Source organism: Ancylomarina euxina (assembly GCF_003863355.1).
GTDB lineage: Bacteria > Bacteroidota > Bacteroidia > Bacteroidales > Marinifilaceae > Ancylomarina > Ancylomarina euxinus.
Map to the genome: position 1 here is coordinate 1 of NZ_QQWG01000019.1, position 22,080 is coordinate 22,080.

The 22,080-nt window shown below is 36.5% G+C and carries 16 protein-coding genes; 13 read left to right on the forward strand and 3 right to left on the reverse strand.

What is annotated here, in order from left to right; genetic code table 11:
• Positions 1-594: 594 nt before the first annotated feature.
• A complete protein-coding gene (locus tag DWB61_RS14700) occupies positions 595-942 on the forward strand; it encodes a VOC family protein (RefSeq protein WP_125031675.1) in 348 nt (115 codons plus the stop codon).
• Positions 943-1,448: 506 nt separating this feature from the next.
• Positions 1,449-1,904, forward strand: a complete 456-nt coding sequence (locus DWB61_RS14705) for a hypothetical protein (RefSeq protein ID WP_125031676.1) — start codon at positions 1,449-1,451, stop codon at positions 1,902-1,904.
• Positions 1,905-2,072: 168 nt separating this feature from the next.
• On the opposite strand, the gene DWB61_RS14710 is transcribed toward DWB61_RS14705, so the two are convergent.
• Entirely contained in the window at positions 2,073-4,763 is a 2,691-nt protein-coding gene (locus tag DWB61_RS14710; protein WP_156190155.1) for a carboxypeptidase-like regulatory domain-containing protein, read from the reverse strand.
• A 54-nt stretch (positions 4,764-4,817) separates the two neighbouring features.
• The gene (locus DWB61_RS14715) at positions 4,818-5,654 is read right to left on the reverse strand and encodes a GLPGLI family protein (RefSeq protein ID WP_125031677.1); all 837 of its coding nucleotides are present in this window, start codon (positions 5,652-5,654) and stop codon (positions 4,818-4,820) included.
• Positions 5,655-5,953: 299 nt separating this feature from the next.
• Between DWB61_RS14715 and DWB61_RS14720 the strand changes: the two genes are divergently transcribed.
• From DWB61_RS14720 to clpB, 10 genes are all read left to right on the forward strand, one after another.
• Complete coding sequence (locus tag DWB61_RS14720; RefSeq protein WP_125031678.1) at positions 5,954-7,063, forward strand: FIST signal transduction protein; 1,110 nt, start codon at positions 5,954-5,956, stop codon at positions 7,061-7,063.
• Positions 7,057-9,057 (forward strand): hybrid sensor histidine kinase/response regulator, encoded by a 2,001-nt coding sequence (locus DWB61_RS14725; protein ID WP_125031679.1) that lies wholly within the window; start codon positions 7,057-7,059, stop codon positions 9,055-9,057. The genes DWB61_RS14720 and DWB61_RS14725 overlap by 7 nt, the downstream gene beginning before the upstream one ends.
• A 345-nt stretch (positions 9,058-9,402) precedes the next feature.
• Entirely contained in the window at positions 9,403-12,693 is a 3,291-nt protein-coding gene (locus DWB61_RS14730) for an efflux RND transporter permease subunit (RefSeq protein WP_125031680.1), read from the forward strand.
• A gap of 12 nt (positions 12,694-12,705) precedes the next feature.
• Entirely contained in the window at positions 12,706-13,830 is a 1,125-nt protein-coding gene (locus DWB61_RS14735) for an efflux RND transporter periplasmic adaptor subunit (RefSeq protein ID WP_125031681.1), read from the forward strand.
• 94 nt (positions 13,831-13,924) lie between these two features.
• The gene (locus tag DWB61_RS14740) at positions 13,925-14,455 is read left to right on the forward strand and encodes a hypothetical protein (protein WP_125031682.1); all 531 of its coding nucleotides are present in this window, start codon (positions 13,925-13,927) and stop codon (positions 14,453-14,455) included.
• 146 nt (positions 14,456-14,601) lie between these two features.
• A complete protein-coding gene (locus DWB61_RS14745; RefSeq protein ID WP_125031683.1) occupies positions 14,602-15,891 on the forward strand; it encodes an amidohydrolase in 1,290 nt (429 codons plus the stop codon).
• A gap of 196 nt (positions 15,892-16,087) precedes the next feature.
• Positions 16,088-16,522, forward strand: a complete 435-nt coding sequence (locus tag DWB61_RS14750) for an SRPBCC family protein (RefSeq protein WP_125031684.1) — start codon at positions 16,088-16,090, stop codon at positions 16,520-16,522.
• A gap of 15 nt (positions 16,523-16,537) precedes the next feature.
• Positions 16,538-16,729 carry a VOC family protein gene (locus DWB61_RS17810; RefSeq protein WP_197091126.1) on the forward strand — a complete coding sequence of 64 codons (192 nt, stop codon included), beginning with the start codon at positions 16,538-16,540 and terminating at the stop codon, positions 16,727-16,729.
• Positions 16,730-16,738: 9 nt separating this feature from the next.
• Positions 16,739-16,969 carry a VOC family protein gene (locus tag DWB61_RS17815; protein ID WP_197091127.1) on the forward strand — a complete coding sequence of 77 codons (231 nt, stop codon included), beginning with the start codon at positions 16,739-16,741 and terminating at the stop codon, positions 16,967-16,969.
• Between the two features lie 291 nt (positions 16,970-17,260).
• Positions 17,261-19,858 (forward strand): ATP-dependent chaperone ClpB, encoded by a 2,598-nt coding sequence (gene clpB / locus DWB61_RS14760; protein ID WP_125031685.1) that lies wholly within the window; start codon positions 17,261-17,263, stop codon positions 19,856-19,858.
• A gap of 124 nt (positions 19,859-19,982) precedes the next feature.
• On the opposite strand, the gene DWB61_RS14765 is transcribed toward clpB, so the two are convergent.
• Positions 19,983-20,693 carry an XRE family transcriptional regulator gene (locus DWB61_RS14765; protein ID WP_125031686.1) on the reverse strand — a complete coding sequence of 237 codons (711 nt, stop codon included), beginning with the start codon at positions 20,691-20,693 and terminating at the stop codon, positions 19,983-19,985.
• Between the two features lie 73 nt (positions 20,694-20,766).
• Here DWB61_RS14765 and dinB point away from each other — a divergent pair, with 73 nt between their 5' ends.
• A complete protein-coding gene (gene dinB / locus DWB61_RS14770) occupies positions 20,767-21,981 on the forward strand; it encodes a DNA polymerase IV (RefSeq protein ID WP_125031687.1) in 1,215 nt (404 codons plus the stop codon).
• Positions 21,982-22,080: the final 99 nt, after the last annotated feature.

Below are 22,080 nucleotides of genomic sequence, written 5' to 3' on the forward strand. Positions count from 1 at the left end.
TTAGCCCTATCAGGAAAAGGATGGTGGCGATTATCAGGTTGTCCTCAAGCTCATCAGGCTATGAATCTACAATGGTTCATAGATTTAGGATTATATAATATGTCAGTTATCTATAAACAGTTCAAACTTTATTCGAAACCGCCGTGTACGAGAGTACGCACGGTGGTGTGAGAGGGCGGGGGAGTAATCCCCCTACCTACTCGATTATCATTGAGATTTCAAGTAGAAGTTTTTAAAGCCTGCCTGAGTTCATCTTTTTATAAAACAGAGGCTGCTTGAATGGAGAGGCAACTTTAAAACAAAAAGCTTCATTTTTTCTTAGCTCATTTTTTTTGGAGACTTGATATTATTGATCAACTTATTTCATAGATTTGCGGGCTTCTAATAGTCTGTTAATCATTATCAGAAAAGGATTGATTGAACTTTTAGTATGCGTTTGATTTTTTGCGAATAAAGGAGTTTTAAGTAGCTAAAATGTTACGGTCGAGGCATATAGTGTCAGTCATGTGACTTGTACAACTGTAAATTATCTCCCTGTACATACACCTGTGTAAGACACAAACTAAAAGGAATAAAAATAAAACTATTAATCATATGATTATAAAAGAATCAAACATAACCATAAACATTAAAGATATGGACAAATCCATTTCATTATACGAATCTATTGGTTTGAAAGTTAAAAATCGATGGGATAATCATTATGCTCAGTTGACAGCGACTGGTATTGTTATTGGACAGCATCCAACCAGCGACACCAATCTGACAGGAGGGGCAGGTAATATTTCTATAGGCTTCACAACAGACAACTTTGAAGAAACGAAATCCAGATTGGAGAAATTATCTATCAGGACTATTAACAGGCAGGAAGAAGGTGGACAATTTATTCACTTCAACGCCCCTAACGGAACAGCACTTTATTTCATAAAACCAAAATGGTAATAAATAAAAAATACCATAGACGTGTGCGACACTTAAGACAGAAATAGAATACTATGACATCAAAGAAATTCAAAAAAGAAAAACCGCAAAATTTATAAATAACGGAATTAAAATTATTACAATTGAAGGTACCGAATATGATTTTGTTGTTAACGAAAGAGATACATGGATTGAGATTTTAAATGAAAAAATAAAATAACGCACTACAACATGCTAGTATAAAGCATATGGCGTTCGTAGTTTTTAGGAAGTGTAGGAGGGTAATTGATCACCGCCAAATCTTTGATTTGGCTCAGTAGTGTTTTGGAGGTTTCGATTGGTTAATTTTCCATACGCCTCATCTAGCCAACGTCGGCTGTAATTTGATATGGTCAAGGCACATCGTTTACACTTTTAAAGTAGTAATTTGAAAAAAAACTCAGATTGTTATGCCGAGGGAACAAACAACGGCTATGGTACAAAAAAAATAGAGTACAGATCGTTTAAAATCTTTAAATGACTAGGAAATGGTATTGAACTACAAAACGGGAAGACTACCATTCAATTTTATTGCTTTAGGCTTTATGTTATTTGCTGTTAGTATATGGCGCATAGTTGTTCTAGACTGGAAAGGGATGTTGTTTTTTCCAATTGCATTGCTATTCTTATTTCTAAAATCGGGATTGATAATTGATACCGACAGTAGAAGATTAAAAAAATACATTGGCCTATTTCTGATTAAAAAAGGTGAGTGGGAAAATATAGAGTTAATACTTTATCTTGAGATACTTAGGGTGATAAGATCTCAAAGGATGAATGTCCTTTCGATTCGCAGAGCTGAAACAAAGGACGTTTACAAACTGATTTTAGTATTGCCTAATAAGAGCATTGAACTTATGGTAGGAGAAAAGGAATCTATTATCAATACTTCAAAAGAGATCTCTCTTTCACTGCAAACAACAGTGTTAAATAGATATATATAATACCAAACGAGCTTGAATTAAAATATTCTGTGAAGTACCGCAAATCAAGACGATTGATAATTTAAGTAGATCTTTTTTCCAATTTAGATAGAATAAAAAAGCACTTCCCTTATCCTGATGGCTATCGGGAGAGGGAAGTGCTTTTTGCTTGAATGGTGCTTGAGATGTTTAGAGGTTATATTTTACAGTGAATAAGAAGTAGCGAGGCTGCACATAGTAGGTTGATGATGCATAGGCATAATCTGTTTCGCTAGATTGATTTAAGGATTTGGTATCTAAAAGATTTTTTCCTTTTAGTCCGAATTCCCACTGGCTATCCTTTTTCTGATAAAGTAGGTTCGCTTCCAGAAAACTATACTCATTATCAATGGTGTTTTCCTTGTTGGTGTAAGAATAGAAATTATAATCAGCTGTTAGAATTAGTTCTTTAAGGATAATCGCATCTAATTTGACATAGGGACGCTTGGTGAAATAGCTGGTCGATGTTTGACCTCTGTCGTAATTGCTCACCGAATAGGAATAGCCCAGTTCTAGATTAGGAGCCTTCTTAAAGTTGGTTGAAACCGACCCACTATAATTTTGAGAGAAAGACTCTGATGTGCTTGGCAAAGAATTAATTAGGTTGTTCGTTTTTGCCCAGGATAGATTGGCTCTTGTAGATAGTTTAAAGTTCTTAAAAGTACGCTGATAACGTGCATTGGCACTTAAGGATTCATCTTCCAGATTTGAGTTAATTGTACTTGTAATCTGATTAGTCCCCATTGGAATAACATCACTCTTAAGAGCATCTATTCGCTTTGTATAATTCAGATTGGCAAACATGTGCGTAAAGTTAAACATGTTGAATGAGAAGAAATTCAAAGAGATATTGTGATTCAGGGAACTCTCCAGATCTCTATTGCCACTATAAACAGAATTGTAATTGTTTAAAACGTAGGATTGTGCAAATTTACTCACATCGGTAAAGGCTCTTGTAATCTTATAGTTGAATCTTAGGTTTTCTGATTTTTTCAATTGCACATTGATATACATATCAGGTAATATAGAGGTTAATTCATCTGTCAAATGGCTTCCTAATTGCTTGTTATCAGTCTTATACTGATGCAGACTTAAACCTGGATTAAACGTAAAGATACCAGTTTGTAGCTTATAGTGGAAACCAAGAAATAGATCAGAAATATTGAAATTTACATCATTCTCGAATGAATCACCCTCCATAGCTAGTTTCGATTTATCATCAAGAATCTGGAAAATATCTGAATCAAAGTTCTGATGACTTTGGGTTGTTCCCAAAGTAAGTTGAATATTGCTTTTATCGCCCGTGATATAGTAGTAATCGACTTTTGCATCCACTTTATTCGTTAAGATATTCTTCTTTTGATTCAGGTTGTAAAGGCTTTGAGACTGATTGACGGGGAACAAATCCACAAAGGCAAATTCGTTTCTGACTGAATTGTAAAAAGGATCTTCGTTCTGATACAGATGCTGGGCCTCAAAAGTAAAGATATTCCTGTCATTTAAAGTGTAATAGATGTTTGTATTCTGGTTGATAGAAATTGGCTTTTGCTTCTTATTTTGAATGATTAGATCTGTGGTATTGTCTACCAAAGAAGATACAGATTCTACTTCTTCGTCATTCGATTGTTTTAACATGATGTCATAATCGAATTGAAAGTTGGCATTGGGTTTAAAAACCGAGCTAAACTTAATAAGGCCCAAATTAACATCCTGATCATTTTCTTTTATCGCTTCCTCAACCTTCGAACGATTGTTATCTAGTTTATAAGTAATTGAGCTTTCGGTTCTCATTTCAGTATCCGTATAAGCATATATTCCGAATCCGCTAATATCTAGAGTTTTACTAGGAGAGTAGCTGAAGTTTAGAGCAGCAAATTTCGTGTCAATATTCTTGGCTTTATCGTTCTGAGCCGTTGAGATACCCAAACTATTTGAACCTGTACTAAAAGAACTGCTACCATTACGGTTGAAGTTTTTAAAGCCACCCGTAAAATTCATATAATCTCGACGAGTAAAAGGTACTTCTCCAATATTATTCATATCAGTAATCAGGTTGAGGCTAAACTTAGGAGAGTAATAGAATAGTTTGGGATGAGCCAGGAATTTTTCATCTGGGCCGGCACCAGCAGTCAGTTCACCAAACCAAAAATTCTTTTTGCCTTTTTTTAGCTTGATATTCATAGCGATATTATCTGTGTCATTTGTCAGGCCTTGCATCTGATTAACTTCGTTGTAGTTGCGCAGGACCTCGACCTTATCAATAGCATCGGCAGGAATATTTTCAGTCGCGATTTTTGTGTCACCATCAAAGAAATCTTTGCCTTCAACCATGATCTTCTGGACTTTTTTGCCTTCTACCTCTATTTGTCCATCGTCGTTGAGTTCCACACCAGGAAGGGCGACCAGAACGTCTTTCAATTTCTTTTCGGTGCCAGTTGTGAACGAATCTGTATTGTAAACAATGGTATCACCTCTGACGGATACTGGCATCTTGTAGGTTACATCAACCTCAGAAAGCAAACTGTTTTCTTCCATTAGTGTGATATCTTTACTAAGATCGGTTTCTGTTGTTGAAATTGTGAATTCACCAGGAGTACAGCCCAAAAAACTAACTTTAATATTATAAGTCGTATTGGCTTTTAAAGTCAGTTTGTATTCGCCATTGTGGTTCGTTACACAATAGGACTCCAAAGCTTTTGTTTGTGCGTTTAAAGCTATAATGTTGGCCATTTCAAGCCCTGTTCCAATACTGTCTTTGACCTTACCATTCAGATTGATATTCTGTGAGAAAGTGGTAAAAAAAGCACACAAGAGTAGGGTAGAGGAAATAAATTTCTTCATGATATAATAAGTTAAGAGTATGGTGATTTTACTTGATGACTATTTAAATATGGCCTAGTGTCTACCACCTTGTCCTTCTCTACCTCCACGCATATTTTGGAAGTTTTCACGCATTTCTTTCATCTTAGTTTTAGCAATTTCATCATATTTAGTCTGATTGACTACTTTTCCTTTTGATGGCGATTTTATTTCAACTTTTTCTTTGGGATTCATGTTTATTTCTGAGCACAAGATCGTGGTGATATCATCACTGATCTCAAGAATTAAGCCTGGTAAGCCCCAATAGGCCGCAGGACCTTGGTTGATTGGGATCTCAGGTGAATACCATGCCACAATCTGTATTTCTTTTTCAGTATATTCTTGTTCCTTATTTTCAGTATTTCGATTAAAGAGTGTTCCCATATTAGGTCTTTTAATGGTTTTTGTTGCTGTGGCTTTAAATACCGTGTATTTTCCAATCTTTTTGGTATCTCCTGCCATTTCCCAATTCAACTTCGGTAAGGAATCTTGGACAAGAAATATCTTTCCAAAGAGATCATTTTTTACAACATAAGTACCTTTTTTTACATTTTTATAATAGTTTTCACTATTACCACCCATCATGCCGAATCGCATTCCGCCCCCTCTATTCGTTTCAGGTTGTTCGAGCTTGACATCTTCTTTATAAATAGACTCAAGCTGATTGAAGTTTAAAATAAAAGTTTTTTCATTGGCTTTTTTTATACGCTCCTTAATCATTTGCTTCCGATTTTCAGGAATATTTCTTCCCGAAAGATCAACATTAATGGTGGTTTTGCTTTGGTAATAGGCTTTGCCTTGGAATTCTTGAGCGAATAGGCTTGAGGTCATAAATAGAATCATGCCAGAGACTAGAAGAATTTTCGTTTTCATATTGAATGGGTTTGGTTATTTACAGATCACTTCGCTAAGACTCTAAATGGAGCATAAGGTTTAATTAAGTCATTAAAGTCATTTTTATAAATCAGCTCCCAAGATCTATTAGTATAGGTTAATTTTTCATTGTTGAATTATTCATGTTATAACGAGTTAAATGTGTTTTTACTTAGTGTTTGTGCTTGATATTTATTATTTTGAATTTTCGATAATAAAAATTTATTGTTAGCTTTAGTGTAATCTCTTCTAATCAAAATCCATTAAAAGGGATAAGATTAAAACACGAATAATACGATATGAGATCATTTTACATTCAATCTGAGGATATAAATTCTCTTGAAAATCATCTCGCTCAGTTAGATATTGAGGACGAAACAAAATCGATTTTGTTTCTGATGGCAGATGAAGACCAATTTTCAGAGGATCAATTAAACCCAATACTTAGAAGGATAAAAAAAAATCTAATAGGAGGCATCTTTCCTGAGTTAATATTTAATGGTCGGAGTAAAAAAACAGGTGTTTTGTTATTAACTCTCCCTTTTGAGTTACGCACGCAAGTATTCGATTTATCAGGTAATTCTGATGAGTTTTTTAGTCAACTCGAAAAAGCACAACACAATTCAATGAACTCCCTTAGTTCATTATTTGTATTTGTTGATGCTATGAGTCAGAATAAAGAGAATTTTATGCAAGCCTTGTTCAATTTCTTTGGGATGAATACCAGTTATATTGGCGGAGGAGCAGGTTCGTTGAGATTAGAAAGTGTGCCTTGTATCATTAATAATCAGGGGATTTATGCAAATTCAGCTGTCATAGGTTGGGGTAATAAGCCCATTAGTCTAGGAGTGGCTCATGGTTGGTATTCATTTTCGGGCGTGTTGAAAATTACCGAAACGCTGGGGAATATAGTGAAATCAATCAATTGGCGACCAGCCTTTGAAGTTTATAAAGAAATTGTAGATGTACATTCTGGCATGAGCTTGACCTCTGATAATTTCTCAGAACTTGCTAAGTCATATCCTTTAGGTATTGAGAAATTAGATGCTGAAATGATTGTACGAGATCCCTTTAAATTATGTCCACAAGGGCTCCATTTTATAGATGCTATTCATGAAGGCGAATACGTAAAGGTATTACATGGCGATATTGAATCGTTAATTGAAGGTGCATCAAAAGCACAAGTGCTTGCTTTATCTAAATCAAACGAGAATATGGATCAGGATTCTCTTTTTTGTATTGATTGTATTTCTCGGGTTCTATTTATGAAAGAATTTTATAGAAAAGAGCTAGAAACAGTTGCGGCAGATAAGCATGTATCAGGTGTTCTCACCATTGGAGAAATTGCCAATGAGGGTGATTCATTTTTAGAGATTTATAACAAAACTATAGTTTTAGGGGTATGGTAGAAAAATGCTTACAAGCAGAAATCTTATTGGAACTTGTTTTTAGTGTTAGCCTTGAGAAGAATGAACAACTAATTTTAAACAAGAGCCTGCCTTTGTATTTAAGGAAACTCAATTGTTTTTTGGCTGGAGTTCTAAAAAAGGATAAGAATGAAAATATCAAGGAATTAATCGTTATGCCTTTTGCAGCAGGAAAATCTGATGATTGGGATAGCGTTAAAAAGTACTTTTCCTCTTTAGATCTCGACAGTAGACAGAAGTGTCCAGAATTTGTCTATAATAATCTTTATTATTATGGCTTATGCTTAAATGGTTACGGTTTATTTATATTAGGCAGAAAGAAAGCTTTTGATCATTTTTTTATAAAAGAACTCCAGAATGTCGTGCATCATTTGGGTAAAATACTGATTCAATCCAATGAGATTGAGAAAAGAGAACGTGCGGAAGAGAAGTTAAGAAAAAGCGAAAAACGATTGTCATTGTTGATGCAAGAATCTCCTTATGTTATTGAAATCTATTCTGAGGATGGCATACAAAGATACGTCAATAAAGCTCATAATAATTTTTGGGGAGTGCCTTCAAGTAAAACCCTGAATAAGTTTAATATTAAAGGTGGGAAGGATGTTAAAAAATCGGATAACCTACAATATGTTCAGAAAGCATTTCAAGGTCACTCAGTAAGGGTGCCAGAATTTGAAATACAAATCAAAAATTATAATTCAGGATTACTCGAAACACGTTGGTTATCTTCAAGAATGTATCCTTTGAAGGATGATGAGGGTAGGGTTACTAATGTGGTTATTACACATGAGGATATTACCACAAGGAAGCATGCTGAAAAGGAACTACTAATTGCTAAAGAAAGGGCTGAAGAAAGTGATCGTTTGAAGTCAGCTTTTCTGGCTAATATAAGTCATGAGATACGTACACCAATGAACGGAATTCTTGGTTTTACAGATATTCTAAAGCAGTCCGATTTTAATGATATTGATCAGAATCTATATATTGAACTGATAGAACAAAGTGGGACACGTTTGCTGAATATAATGGATGATCTGATAGATATATCAAAAGTAGAGTCGGGGCAGGTGGAGTTGTTGATTTCCGAAACTAATATAAACGAACAAGTTGAATCTGTTTTTAATGCTTTTCAAGCAGAGGCAAATAACAAAAATATTCAACTGCACATAGAAAATCTATTACCTAAAGCAGATTCTATTGTACGAACTGATAAAGAGAAACTCTATACAATACTTAGAAATTTGATAAAAAATGCCATCAAATTTAGCCTGAAGGGAAGTGTAAAAATAAATGTTGAGAAAAAAGGTGATTATATCGAGTTTCATGTAAAGGACAATGGTATCGGAATTCATGAAGAAAGACAGGATGCAATATTTGATCGTTTTATTCAGGCTGATATGGGAGATAAGAGAGCTTTCGAAGGGGCAGGTCTAGGTTTATCAATTTCAAAAGCCTATGTAAATATGTTAGGAGGAGAAATTTGGTTAAAAAGTAAACCTAATATTGGGTCTAAATTTTATTTTACCTTACCTTGTGATATTGAAATTAAGGAAGATGATGGATCTGAGTTTATAAACTACGAATTAAACGAAAGTGAGATGAAATTAAAGGTATTAATTGTTGAAGATGATAAAATCTCTATGAGTTTTATTAAATTGCTTTTAGAACCCATAAGTAGGCAAATAATTTTAGCAAAAAATGGGGAAGAAGCGGTTAGACTTTATTACGAAAATCAGGATGTTGATTTAATTTTGATGGATATAAAGATGCCAGAGTTGGATGGTTATGAGGCTACACGTCAAATACGTCATGTGAATAAAGATGTCATTATTATAGCTCAAACGGCTTATAGCCTTCTAGGCGATAGAGATAAATCTATAGAATCTGGATGTAACGATTATATTACCAAGCCAATTTTTAAAGACAAACTGATGATTTTAATCGCGAAATATTTTAATCATTTAGTAGAAAATTGAGCAGATAAGAAACTTTGATTTAGGTATCATACATAAATGTTTTTAAGGTGCAGTTTCAAAGCTGTACCTTTTTTATATTAAATAAATCAATAGAAATTAGCTTAACATTTCCGAATTGTATAAATTTGAGAGTCAGCTTTCTAGTTTTTAGTTTGCGTCTGCTTGTGGTAAGTTTGTAGAGGTGTTTTTAAGGATTGTACTAGAAAGAATGAGTTTGAGTGAGTACTGCCTGATAGATATAATATAAGATGTGTTGTGAAGACGGAATGATCTATCGGTGAATAGCTTTTTCAAACTAGAGTAAAACAATGTGTTACGATTTTCAGATCTTAAGTCTTCAAGCTCATGTTAGAAAAAATCATTGATTTTAGCATTAAAAATAAGCTAATTGTAATTCTATTCACACTTTCTATTGCCTTGTTTGGAGTCTATTCTATTCTGAAAATTCCTATTGGTGCCGTCCCCGATATTACTAATAATCAAGTCCAGGTCATAACCACATCGGGTAATTTATCGACTCAGGAAATTGAGCAATTCATTACAGCACCTGTCGAGTTGGAGATGGCAAACCTACCGGGGGTAGAGGAAATACGTTCTATCTCCAAGTTTGGTTTGTCGGTCGTTACGATTGTCTTTAATGATGAGATTGGAACTTTTTTACCACGGCAGTTGATCGCTGAAAAGATTAAAGCTGCCTCTGCTAATATACCCGAAGGATTTGGAACGCCAGAGATGGGACCTATTACAACAGGCCTTGGTGAAATATATCAGTACATACTAGATGTGAAGTCCGGCTACGAAGATCGCTACACGGCCATGGATTTAAGAACCGTACAAGATTGGATTGTTAAGCGTCAGTTGTCGGGAATCCCTGGAGTGGTTGAGGTGAATAGTTGGGGTGGTTTTCTGAAACAATATGAGGTCGCTATTGATCCCATTCGTCTTAGAAGTATGGATTTAACGCTTGTGTCTGTTTTCAATGCTCTTAAATCCAATAATAGTATATCGGGTGGAGCTTATATTGAAAAAACTAATCAGAGCTATTTCATTCGTGGGGACGGTCAGGTGAAATCCATAAGCGATATAGAAGAGATTGTTATCGAAAACAAAGCAGGTATTCCAATTTTGGTAAAGGATGTGGCCAAAGTCCATTACGGCTGCGCTAATCGTTTTGGAGCCATTACGGCCAATGGGCAGGGTGAAAAAGTGCTTGGCCAAATTATGATGTTGAAGGATGCCAATTCTAAAGTGGTTATCAAAGAGGTGAAAGAGCGTGTTGCCGAAGTTCAAGAAAGCTTACCCGAAGGTGTCTTTATCAATCCTATTCTAGAACGTTCTGAACTCATTGGAAAAACCACTTTTACCATTGTAGAGAATTTGGTTCTGGGTTGCCTGATTGTTATACTGATCGTGATTCTCTTGTTAGGAAATATCCGATCAGCCTTGGTGATTGCCTCTATGATACCCTTGGCACTTCTCTTTACATTATCTCTGATGTATATTTTCGGAATTGATGCGAATCTGATGAGTTTGGGGGCTCTCGACTTTGGGATTATTATCGATGGTGCTGTTATTATTGTGGAATATATTGCCATTCGTATTAATACGCAACAGGCAGTTTTCGATAAGAGTAAACCTGAAGATAGACAGCGGTTAATTGATAAGGTAACATTCACGGGTGCTTCAAAAATGATGAATTCAGCCATATTTGGACAAATCATTATCCTCATCGTTTTCATACCCATCCTATCATTACGTGGTGTTGAGGGCAAAATGTTTCAACCCATGGCCTTATCCTTTAGTTTCGCCATTATAGGTGCTATGATATTGGGTTTAACCTGGCTTCCAGTAGCAGCTTCTTTATTTCTGAAACCTGTAAAGCAAAATACGAATGGTATTTCACAAAAAATCATGAATTTGGCTTACCGGTCGTACACGCCTGTTATGAAATGGACTTGCGGACACAAAAGGCTGGTCTTGGCTTCTGCTCTAATTGGTTTCGTGATGACTGGATTTTTGTTTACGCGAATGGGGGGTGAATTTGTTCCGACTCTCGATGAGGGTGATTTTGTGATTCAGCCCGTTCTAAAAACAGGAACATCTCTTTCGAAGACAGTTGAAATGACAAGTCAGATGGAAAAAATCTTGTTGGATAAGTTTCCTGAGATCGATCAAATCGTTTGTCGTATTGGTGCTGCTGAAGTGCCCACCGATCCTATGTCGATGGAAGAGATCGATATGATTATCAAAATAAAAGCGCGTGGCGAATGGACTTCGGCTAAAAGCAAGGAAGAATTGGCTGATAAGTTTAAGGACGCCCTTTCGGTGATTCCTGGAATCGAATATGAATTTACCCAACCCATCGAAATGCGTTTTAATGAACTGATAACGGGTGTTCGTGCTGACATCGCCGTTAAAGTATTTGGAGAAGATTTAACTTATTTGAATGAAAAGGCCACAGAGATTAAGAAGCTGATCGAAGATGTGCCTGGTGCTGCTGATGTTATTCTTGAAAAGACTGAAGGTTTGCCTCAAATGAGTGTACGCTATCATAGAAGCAAAATAGCTCAGTACGGTTTGAATATGGAAACTTTGAATACTTATTTATCTATGGCCTTTGGGGGTGAGAGTTCAGGTAGTGTATTTGAAGGTGAAAAACGTTTTGATTTGGTAGTTCGCCTGCAGAAACAAAATCGAATGGATATCGATAATATCCAAAATCTGATGATTCCTTTGCCTGATGGCAGTCAAATCCCAATGTTGCAACTCGCTGATATTAGATTCTCTGAGGGACCTGCAAAAATATCACGTGAGAATACCCATCGCCGTGTAGTGGTGAGTGTTAATGTGCGTAATAGAGACCTACAATCGGTCGTCGAAGATATTCAGGCTAAGATAGATGGACATATCTCCCTTAAGCCTGGGAATTATATTATTTATGGTGGACAATTCGAGAATCTTCAGAATGCAACTAAGCGTCTGATGTTTGCTGTCCCTTTGGCCTTATTACTCATCTTTATCTTCTTGCACTTTGCCTTTAAATCCTTAAAGGATGCAATCATGATTTTTACCGCAGTGCCTTTGTCAACCGTTGGGGGTGTTCTTTTCCTTTGGATCAGAGGTATGCCATTTAGCGTATCGGCCGGTATTGGTTTTATAGCTCTTTTTGGTATTGCTGTACTCAATGGTATTATCCTGATAGAGCATCTAAAGGATTTGCAAGAGAAAGGGCATAGAAATATAAAAGAACTCATATTGCAAGGCACCAGAGATAGGTTGCGACCTGTAATACTAACCGCTGCTGCTGCTGCCATGGGTTTTCTTCCTATGGCTATATCAACGGGAGCAGGTGCTGAGGTTCAGCGCCCACTGGCTACCGTTGTCATTGGTGGATTATTCACCTCAACCATGCTGACCATGCTTGTTCTTCCTTTGCTGTTTGAGTTATTCTATAATGTAAGTGGCTTTAAATGGCGACCTTTCCGATTGATTAGAAAGAATACTGTCATAACGGGTCTTATCTTGGTTTTGGCCTCTGTAACTGCCTTTTCTGATAGGCAGCAAATAAAATATCAAGGCACTAAAGAAATAAGGACACATGAATCGCATTTGGAATCGAATTATTTAAATATATAAGTCAGAATCATTATGAAAGAGAATCAGATTACTATCCTAATCCTCCTTGTTTTATCTCTTTTTGCTTGTCAAAATAAAACGATTCAGCAGGATGATATGGGCCTGGATAACACGAATCTTATTAGCATCACTAAAGAGCAATTCAATTCCGATAAAATGGAAATTGGAACCACTAGCCTGTATTGTTTTCAAGAAGAAATAGATTGCAATGGTTTTATTAAAGCTGCTCCCGAAGGCTGTGCTAAAATTAGTACGCCCATATCTGGAATAATCAAGTCGATTAAATTCAAATCGGGTGATTTTGTGACTAAAGGGCAAGTTTTATGTGAGATTAATTCCAACGAGTTGATCGATATTCAACAGGATTTTATTGAAACTGAAGTCAAGTTGAAAGTAGTAAAAGCCGATTACGACAGATACCTTTCTTTATTTAAAGAAAAGATTACGGCTGAGAAAGATTTTTTGAAGATAGAGAGTGATTTTAAGGTTTTGATGGCAAAGAAGCAGGCTTTAAATTCGAAACTTCATATATTACAGTTGGATGTTTCTAGGATAAGGGATGGAAACTTGTACACTGCGTTACCCCTTAAGGCACCTATTAGTGGCTATATCATTAAACAGCAACTCATGCTTGGGCAATTTATTGAACAAAATCAGCAACTGATAGAACAGGTTGATATCAATAAACTTCAGCTTGAAATTTCAATATTCGAAAAAGATGTGAATCAATTGGAGCTTGGACAGACTATTCATTTTAAAAATATAGGAGGGGGAGAAATGAATTATCAGGCCAAACTGATTTCCATAGGAAAGGGACTGGATACAGATTCTAAAAGTATACTTTGTTTGGCTTCAATAGAGAAAAATATCAAAGCCAAATTAATTCATGGCTCCTATATTCAAGCTAAGATTACGACCAATGAGAAAGATGCCATAGCCTTGCCTAGTAACGCTATTACCAAATTGGGCAACGAACACTTTGTCTTAGTTGTTAATAATAGGGATAATGAAAACTATTCCTTTCGAAAAGAAAAAGTGAAGATTGGTTGCATATCAAAGGGGTATACTGAAATTTTAGGAACAAATGATTTGGGTAAGGTCCTGCTTAAAGGTGTTTACAATATTTCAGTAGAATAAACTTTAATTCTTAATTATAGACTTGATGGCTAAGTTCTATTTTATAGCTTTGGGAAATCTAAATTTGAAAACAACTAAATAAACCCTTTTGAAAATGAAAAGAATTGCCATACAAAGTTTGATTTTGGTGCTAATGAGTAGCATGAGTTTCGCTCAAACAAATCCTTTGGAGAGATTAAATGCCATAATTGGCGAGTGGACAGGTGTTGGGAGTGGCTTTGGGAATAATAAATCGAAAATAGAATCCAGCTTTAAGTTGGTTATGGGTGGAACTTATCTTGAGATCAGTAATGAGTCTCAATTTGAACCAACAGGAAGAAACCCTAAGGGCGAGCATCATATTGATAAGGGATTTATCTCCTACGACAAAACTCGAAAAGTTATCGTTTTTCGTCAATTTAACAACGAAGGTTACATCAACCAATATGTATTGAACGATTCGCTATCAAATGAGAAGCTTTTTGTTTTTGAAACGGAAACAATTGAAAACTTTATGCCAGGAGGTAAGGCACAATGGATTATCAAACTGATCTCTGATAAAGAAATTGAAACCACTTTTAATGTGTCTTTCCCTAATAAGGACTATACTTGTTTTGGTGTAAATACACTTATAAAAAAGGAATAGAAAGAAATAAGAATCTTTAAATGAAAGCTGTAACCTTAGGGATGCAGCTTTTTTTATTAAAGGGAAATTATGACTTAATATTAAGGGAGATTATTTTACTTTGTATTTAGTTTCATTAAGGTAAAAACCCCCAATTATATAGAAATATGAATCATTCTATAGAAGAAGATATCATCGCATATCGAAGACATTTTCATAGACATCCAGAATTAGGTTGGCTGGAATATTGCACGGCCGCATTTATTGCAGATGAGTTATTGAATTTAGGGTTCGAAGTGAAGACAGGACATGAGGTTATGCATGTTGATAATCTAATGGGTTTACCTGCTGAGCAGGATAATGTAATTGCATTCGAAAAGGCTGAGAAGATATTTGGTCAAGAAAAAATGCAAACTTTTGCCAATAATTCTACGGCTGTTGCTGGTATTTTAAAATGTGGAGATGGGCCTTGTGTTGCTATTCGTGTTGATATGGATGCTTTGCCCATTACAGAATCAAATGCCAGCGATCATTTTCCCAATCAAGCTGGTTTTGTGTCAGAATCAAGGGGAGTTATGCACGCTTGTGGGCACGATGCTCATATGGCTATTGGTCTTGGTTTAGCGCAATATTTAGCTAAATACAAAGATCAACTGGATGGAAACTATATTCTATTATTCCAGCCTGCTGAAGAAGGCGTGCGAGGAGCCGCATCAATCGTGAAATCTGGTTTTTTAAAGAATGTTGACTACCTATTGGCAGCCCATATGTGGAGTAATATGCCTTTGGGTAAAGTGGTTTGTTCACAAAATGGAACTGCGGCTACCGATAAATTGGATGTGACTTTTTATGGGAAAGCAGTCCATGCTGGTATTTGCCCTGAAAAAGGGAATAATGCAATTCTTGCTGCAGCGAACACAATCCTTGCTTTGCATGAAATTCAATTCATTGGCGAAGGGTTGAAACGTGTGAATATCGGGCGTATGGAAGGTGGTACAGCTCGCAATATAATTGCTGATAGGGCTAAGTTGGAAATTGAGCTAAGAGCAGATAGTCAAATAGGCGAGTTTGAGTTACTTGAAAAGCTTGAGGGTATTGTGAAAGCTTCAGCTCACAAAGAGGGCTGCTCTTTTGAGATTAAAAAAGTGGGTGAAGCTTCTGCAGCTCGTGGTGATGATTCACTTGCAAAATTAATAAGTGATGAGGCAAATAATATGAATTGCTTTAGGGATGTGATTCTATCCGATAAGACAAACAGAGGAAGTGAAGATTTTACATCTCTGATGATAGACGTACAGACAAGAGGAGGAAAGGCCTGTTTTGTTGGTGTAGGTGCCTCACCTGATAAGGATTTAGAGCACCATACTCCAGATTTCGATATAGCTGAAGCAGCATTAAATTCCACAGCTGTACTTTTCTTTAATCTTATAAAAAGATTAAAGAAGGAGCATTTGTAGATAGTCAATCGAATTCATAAGTCGTAGTACCTTAGTTTAGAGTGTAGCTTTTTTTTGTTTTAAAATCTCTAGATTTAATAAAAAGAGATATGTGTATCTTAATTTAATTGCTTGATGATTCAAATTTTCATAAATTGGGTAATCTAGTATCTACCTACACCTATTAAAAAGTTGTTATACTTAATAAATTGATAGGATGAAATATGAAGTAGAAGTTGACATTAATCTCTCTCGTGAGATCGTTATTAGACTCTTTGATAATCCTGCTAATATGAAACATTGGCAGCCAGGGCTTGTAAGTGTTGAACATTTAAGTGGTCAGCCGGGCGAGGTTGGAGCCAAGTCCAAATTGTATTATAAGATGGGAAAACGCGAAGTTGTGATGATTGAGACCATCACTAGTAAGAATTTACCCTCTGAATTTTCTGGAACCTATGAAGCTAAAGGCGTGTGGAATCATGTACAAAACTATTTTATCGAAATTAATGAGAATAAAACCGTGTGGAAATCTGTAAATGAGTTTAGATGCACTGGTTTTTTTAAGATCATGATCTTTTTGATGCCTGGGATGTTCAAAAAAGAAACCTGTAAACATCTGGTCAATTTCAAAGAATTTGCTGAATCCATATAATTAATGACTTATGTTATGACAACACTTAACACGTATCTGACTTTTAATGGCAACTGTGAGGAGGCCTTTCTTTTTTATAAATCTGTGTTTGGTGGGGAATATGCCCATATAGCTCGATTTTCTGAGATGCCGGATAATCCTGATTGTCTTATTGCTGAGGAAGATAAAAATAAGATTATGCATGTTTCATTACCAATTAGCACGTAAACTGTTTTGATGGGTAGTGATACCAGTGGCGAATGGGCCAAGAAATTTATTCAAGGGAATAATTTCTCAGTATCTATTTCTACTGATAGTAAAGTGGCTGCAGATGAATTTTTTAACAAATTGTCTGCTGATGTAAAAGTTATTATGGCTATGGATAACACTTTTTGGGGTTCTTACTTCGGTATGTTTGTTGATAAATTTGGTATTCAATGGATGATTGGCTATGATGACTTGCATTAAAAGGATTGTATCTTCTAAGGAGACCAATAGAAAAGATTTAAGTCATTTTAAAGAATATTCAGATGAAAACAATACACTAAAAGGTAATATTAGAATATTATTTTAAATGTAAAAGGTGTAGTTTAAAGGCTACACCTTTTCTTATTCAATTTTAGCCTGAAGTCTGCTTAGATTTCTGTTATTATGTCATGAAATATTGCGCTTAATCTGTCAGGATGGCTTAGTTTTGAAAGGGGTATGAGATTTGATTGGTTGTTTGTCGAATAATATTTAATACAAAATGATTAGACTATGAATTTTAATCAATACACCATAAAATCGCAGGAAGCGATACAGTTGGCCCAGCAAATCGCTCAGGGCTACGAAAACCCACAGATAGAAAATGCTCATATTCTAAAAGCCATTTTTGAGCTCGATGAAAATGTACTACCCTTTATCTTAAAAAAGGTTGGTATTAATGCAGAGCTCTTTCAGAAAACTCTTGATCATGTTATTCAAAGCTTTGCCAAAGTACAAGGGGGTGAAATCGCTTTGTCTCGTGAAGCAACTAAAAGTTTAAATGATGCGGCCAATGTGGCTAAAAAAATGAAAGATGAGTATATCTCAATTGAACATCTTCTTTTGGCCATGCTAAAAGCGAAAGATTCGGTCTCTCGTTTGATGAAAGATAGTGGGATTGATGAAAGTAACCTTTCTGCAGCGATTAATGAGTTGCGTAAAGGGCAGAATGTGACTTCTCAATCACAGGAAGATACCTATAATACTCTCGATAAATATGCGAGAAACCTAAATAAGTTAGCCAATGATGGTAAACTGGATCCTGTAATTGGTCGTGACGAAGAGATCAGGCGAATTTTACAAATTCTTTCGCGACGAACCAAGAATAACCCCATGCTGATTGGTGAACCAGGTACGGGTAAAACGGCTATTGCTGAGGGCTTAGCTCACCGTTTGGTGAAAGGAGATATTCCAGATAATCTAAAGGATAAAATCATATATTCCTTGGATATGGGAGCTTTGATTGCCGGAGCGAAATACAAGGGCGAATTTGAAGAAAGGTTAAAGGCTGTTGTGAAAGAAGTGATTGCAGAAGATGGCAAGATTGTTCTTTTTATAGACGAGATTCACACACTTGTAGGTGCTGGTGGAGGGCAAGGTGCTATGGATGCAGCCAATATTTTAAAGCCTGCTCTGGCCCGTGGGGAATTGCGAGCCATTGGTGCAACCACTTTGGATGAGTACCAAAAATACTTTGAAAAGGATAAGGCCTTGGAGCGTCGTTTCCAAAAGGTGATGATTAGTGAACCTAATCGAGAAAGTGCCATTTCTATTCTTAGAGGTATTAAGGATAAGTATGAGAGTCATCATAAGGTGAGAATACAGGACAGTGCCATAATTGCTGCGGTTGAACTGTCACAACGCTATATTACTGATCGATTTTTGCCGGATAAGGCCATTGACCTAATGGACGAATCGGCTGCAAAATTGCGTATGGAAATCAATTCAAAGCCTGAGGAATTGGACGTTTTTGATCGTAAGATTATGCAATTCGAAATTGAATTGGAAGCCATTAAACGGGATAATGATAAGGCCAAGATTTCTAAGATAAAGAAAGAACTGGCTGATCTTAAGGAAAGCAGAGAAGGTATCTATGCCAAGTGGCGATTGGAGAAAGACTTGGTTGAGAAAGTACAACATGTAAAAGCTCAAATTGAGGATGACAAACAAAAGGCTGATAGAGCAGAACGCGATGGTGACTTTGGTTTGGTTGCAGAGCTTCGTTATGGGAAAATTAAAGAGGGGGAAGAACTCTTAAATCAGCTTAAAAATGATTTGGCTGCCAATCAGGAAAATGCTTTGATTAAGGAGGAAGTGACCAGTGAGGATATTGCTGAGGTTGTGGCAAAATGGACAGGAATACCTGTTTCTAAGATGCTGCAGAGCGATAGAGAAAAGTTATTGCAATTAGAAGATGAATTGCACAAGTCTGTGGTAGGGCAAGATGAGGCCATTGAATTGGTGTCTGATGCTGTTCGTCGTTCTCGTGCTGATTTGCAAGATAGTCATCGTCCAATAGGGAGTTTCTTATTCCTGGGAACAACAGGTGTTGGTAAAACAGAGTTGGCTAAAACGTTGGCCGAATACTTGTTTAATGATGCGAACTCGCTCACTAGAATTGATATGAGTGAATATCAGGAGAGACATGCGGTAAGCCGCTTGGTAGGAGCGCCTCCGGGGTATGTAGGTTATGAAGAAGGTGGCCAGTTAACAGAAGCCGTTCGTCGCAAACCTTATTCAGTTGTTTTGCTTGATGAGATTGAGAAAGCTCATCCCGATACTTTCAATATCCTTTTGCAAGTACTTGACGAAGGCCGTTTGACTGATAATAAAGGGCGTGTTGCTGATTTTAGGAATACCATTATTATCATGACATCGAATATGGGTGCCCATATCATTCAAGATAGATTGGAAAATATTGATATGAATAAACGCATGGCCATTTTGGATGAAACAAAACTTGAAGTGCTTAAGCTTTTAAAGCAAAGCGTCCGTCCTGAGTTTCTAAACCGAATTGATGAGACGGTGATGTTTACACCACTTAATATCGACGAAGTTAAGCAAATTGTAAAGCTTCAGATTGAAGGTTTAAAGGGGATGTTGGCCAAAAAGGAGATTCGATTGAATGTTAGTGATGCTGTTATTTCACATTTGGCTGAGATAGGTTTTGAACCTCAGTTTGGTGCTAGACCTATCAAACGTGTTATTCAAAGAGTGATTTTGAATCAATTATCCAAAGAGATTTTATCTGGAAGACTGATTTCGAACAATATAATCTCGATAGATTTGGACGGAGGGAAGCTTGTTTTTAATAATCAGGATACAATATAGGCAAGTGCTGAGACGTCCAACTTGGACGATTGTGCTTTAAATCAAAAAACACCCCAATCTGGCTAGCGCCGATTGGGGTGTTTTTATGTCTTGAATTATCCTGGGTGCTGAAAGACTAACTTTTCTAATCAATTTCAAAACCATTATAGGTTTCAAATTTCCAAATTTCAACCACTTTACTGATAGCTAATTCATAAGGCTTGTATCTACGATTGGAGGAAACCAATTGTAAAGATTGATTTTTATTGAGTTGCTTGTACACAATTTTAAAAACAATCCCATCATCTTGTGTTACAATAATGCAGGGTGTTCCATCCTTTATTGTTTCCCAATTTTGAATGTAGGATGCCGTAATCCACGATCCTTCGGGTATGGGTTGCATTGAATCACCTTTGATTTGAAAGGTTCTATAGGTTCTATCTTTTGGTAAAAATGGAAGCGTAAATTTGGGTAGAGATTCTATGAATTCCATATCGCCATAACTATTGGTGTAGCCAGCCTGAGCCTTTAAAGGCACCATTTCGATATTTTCTTCCCCATCCTGATTGACCGAGATGGTCAGCAAGCGTAATTTCTTACCCGTTACATCAATATCGTAACCATCTTCTATCTGCGAAAGCTGAAATTCCGATAACTCTTGCAAATTGTATCTCACTAGTGCATCTATTGACACTTTAAAATACTCGGCAAATTTAATCAGCACCTTAAAAGGGGGTTGAACATTTTTTTCGTATCCAGCCAATGTGGTACGCGTAATCTCCAATTGCTGAGCTAAATCTACCTGTGATTTCTTTCTTCTATTACGAAGGAACTTGATATTTTCTGGAAAAAACATAGCGACTTTTTCCCAAAGATAAGAAAGAAAGACTAAATTATAGGCAGAATATTGACGAAATTATCGACATTGTATGAGGAGGACCATATTACATATGGATTTGGACACTTTTTTTGTGTCATGTGAGAGATTGTTGGACAGTAGATTGAACAATCGTCCGGTTTTGATTGGGGGAACATCAGATAGGGGAGTTGTAGCGGCTTGTAGTTACGAAGCGCGTGTGTATGGTATTCATTCGGCAATGCCCATGAAAATGGCACGCATGCTGTGTCCCGATGCCGTAGTGATTAGAGGAGATAGCGGAACCTATAGCAAGTTTTCGGATATGGTGACTGAAATTGTTAGGGAAGAATCGCCCATAGTCGAGAAATCATCAATCGATGAGTTTTATGTGGATATAACAGGCATGGATCGCTTTGTGAAGGAGAGTTATATGTGGTCGAAAGAGTTGCGGGAAAAGATTTTAAAGGAAACACACCTGCCTATATCATTTGGTCTTTCTACCAGTAAAACGGTTTCTAAAGTGGGAACGGGAGAGGCAAAGCCCAATAATCATATCAATATAGAATATGGAAACGAAATGTCGTTTCTGGCTCCACTTTCAGTAAAGAAAATTCCTATGGTAGGCGATAAGACCTATCACAAGCTGCGCAGTATGGGCGTAGAGAAAGTGCGAACCATACAAGAAATGCCCATGGAATTAATGGAGCGCGTTTTGGGAAAGAATGGACAGGTGATTTGGAAAAAAGCACAGGGGATTGATAATACACCTGTAATTGCCTGGAACGAGAAAAAATCAATTTCGAGTGAACGAACTTTCGAAAAAGACACAACTGATATGCAAAAGCTACGTAGTATTTTAGTAGCAATGGCTGAAAACTTAGCCTATCAGCTGCGAAATGGAAATAAACTGACGGCCTGTGTAACGCTCAAAATTCGCTATTCCGATTTTCAAACCTTCACAAAACAGATGCGAATACCATACACTTCACTCGATCATACCCTCATCGCTACCACGCTTAGCCTATTTGATAAAATGTATGAGCGTAGAGTTTTGATTCGATTAATCGGAGTGAGCTTTAGTAATTTAGTGGGAGGAACCTATCAAATTCGTTTGTTCGAAGACTCAGAGAAACTCATAAAGCTGTATCAAGCTATGGATAATCTCCGAAATTGCTATGGGAAAGATGCTGTGAAACGCGCTATTGGAATGGACGTAAAAAGCATTGGGGGCATGAATCCTTTTAACGGACAAGCTCCAATTATTCCTGCTCATCGACGAAGATAGGATAATTAGGAATTACGAGTATTTCGCTCATCGAGCAGAGTCGGGGTGTAGAAATAAACAATTACGAATTACGTTTTTGACTTTTTAACTGTTAAGATT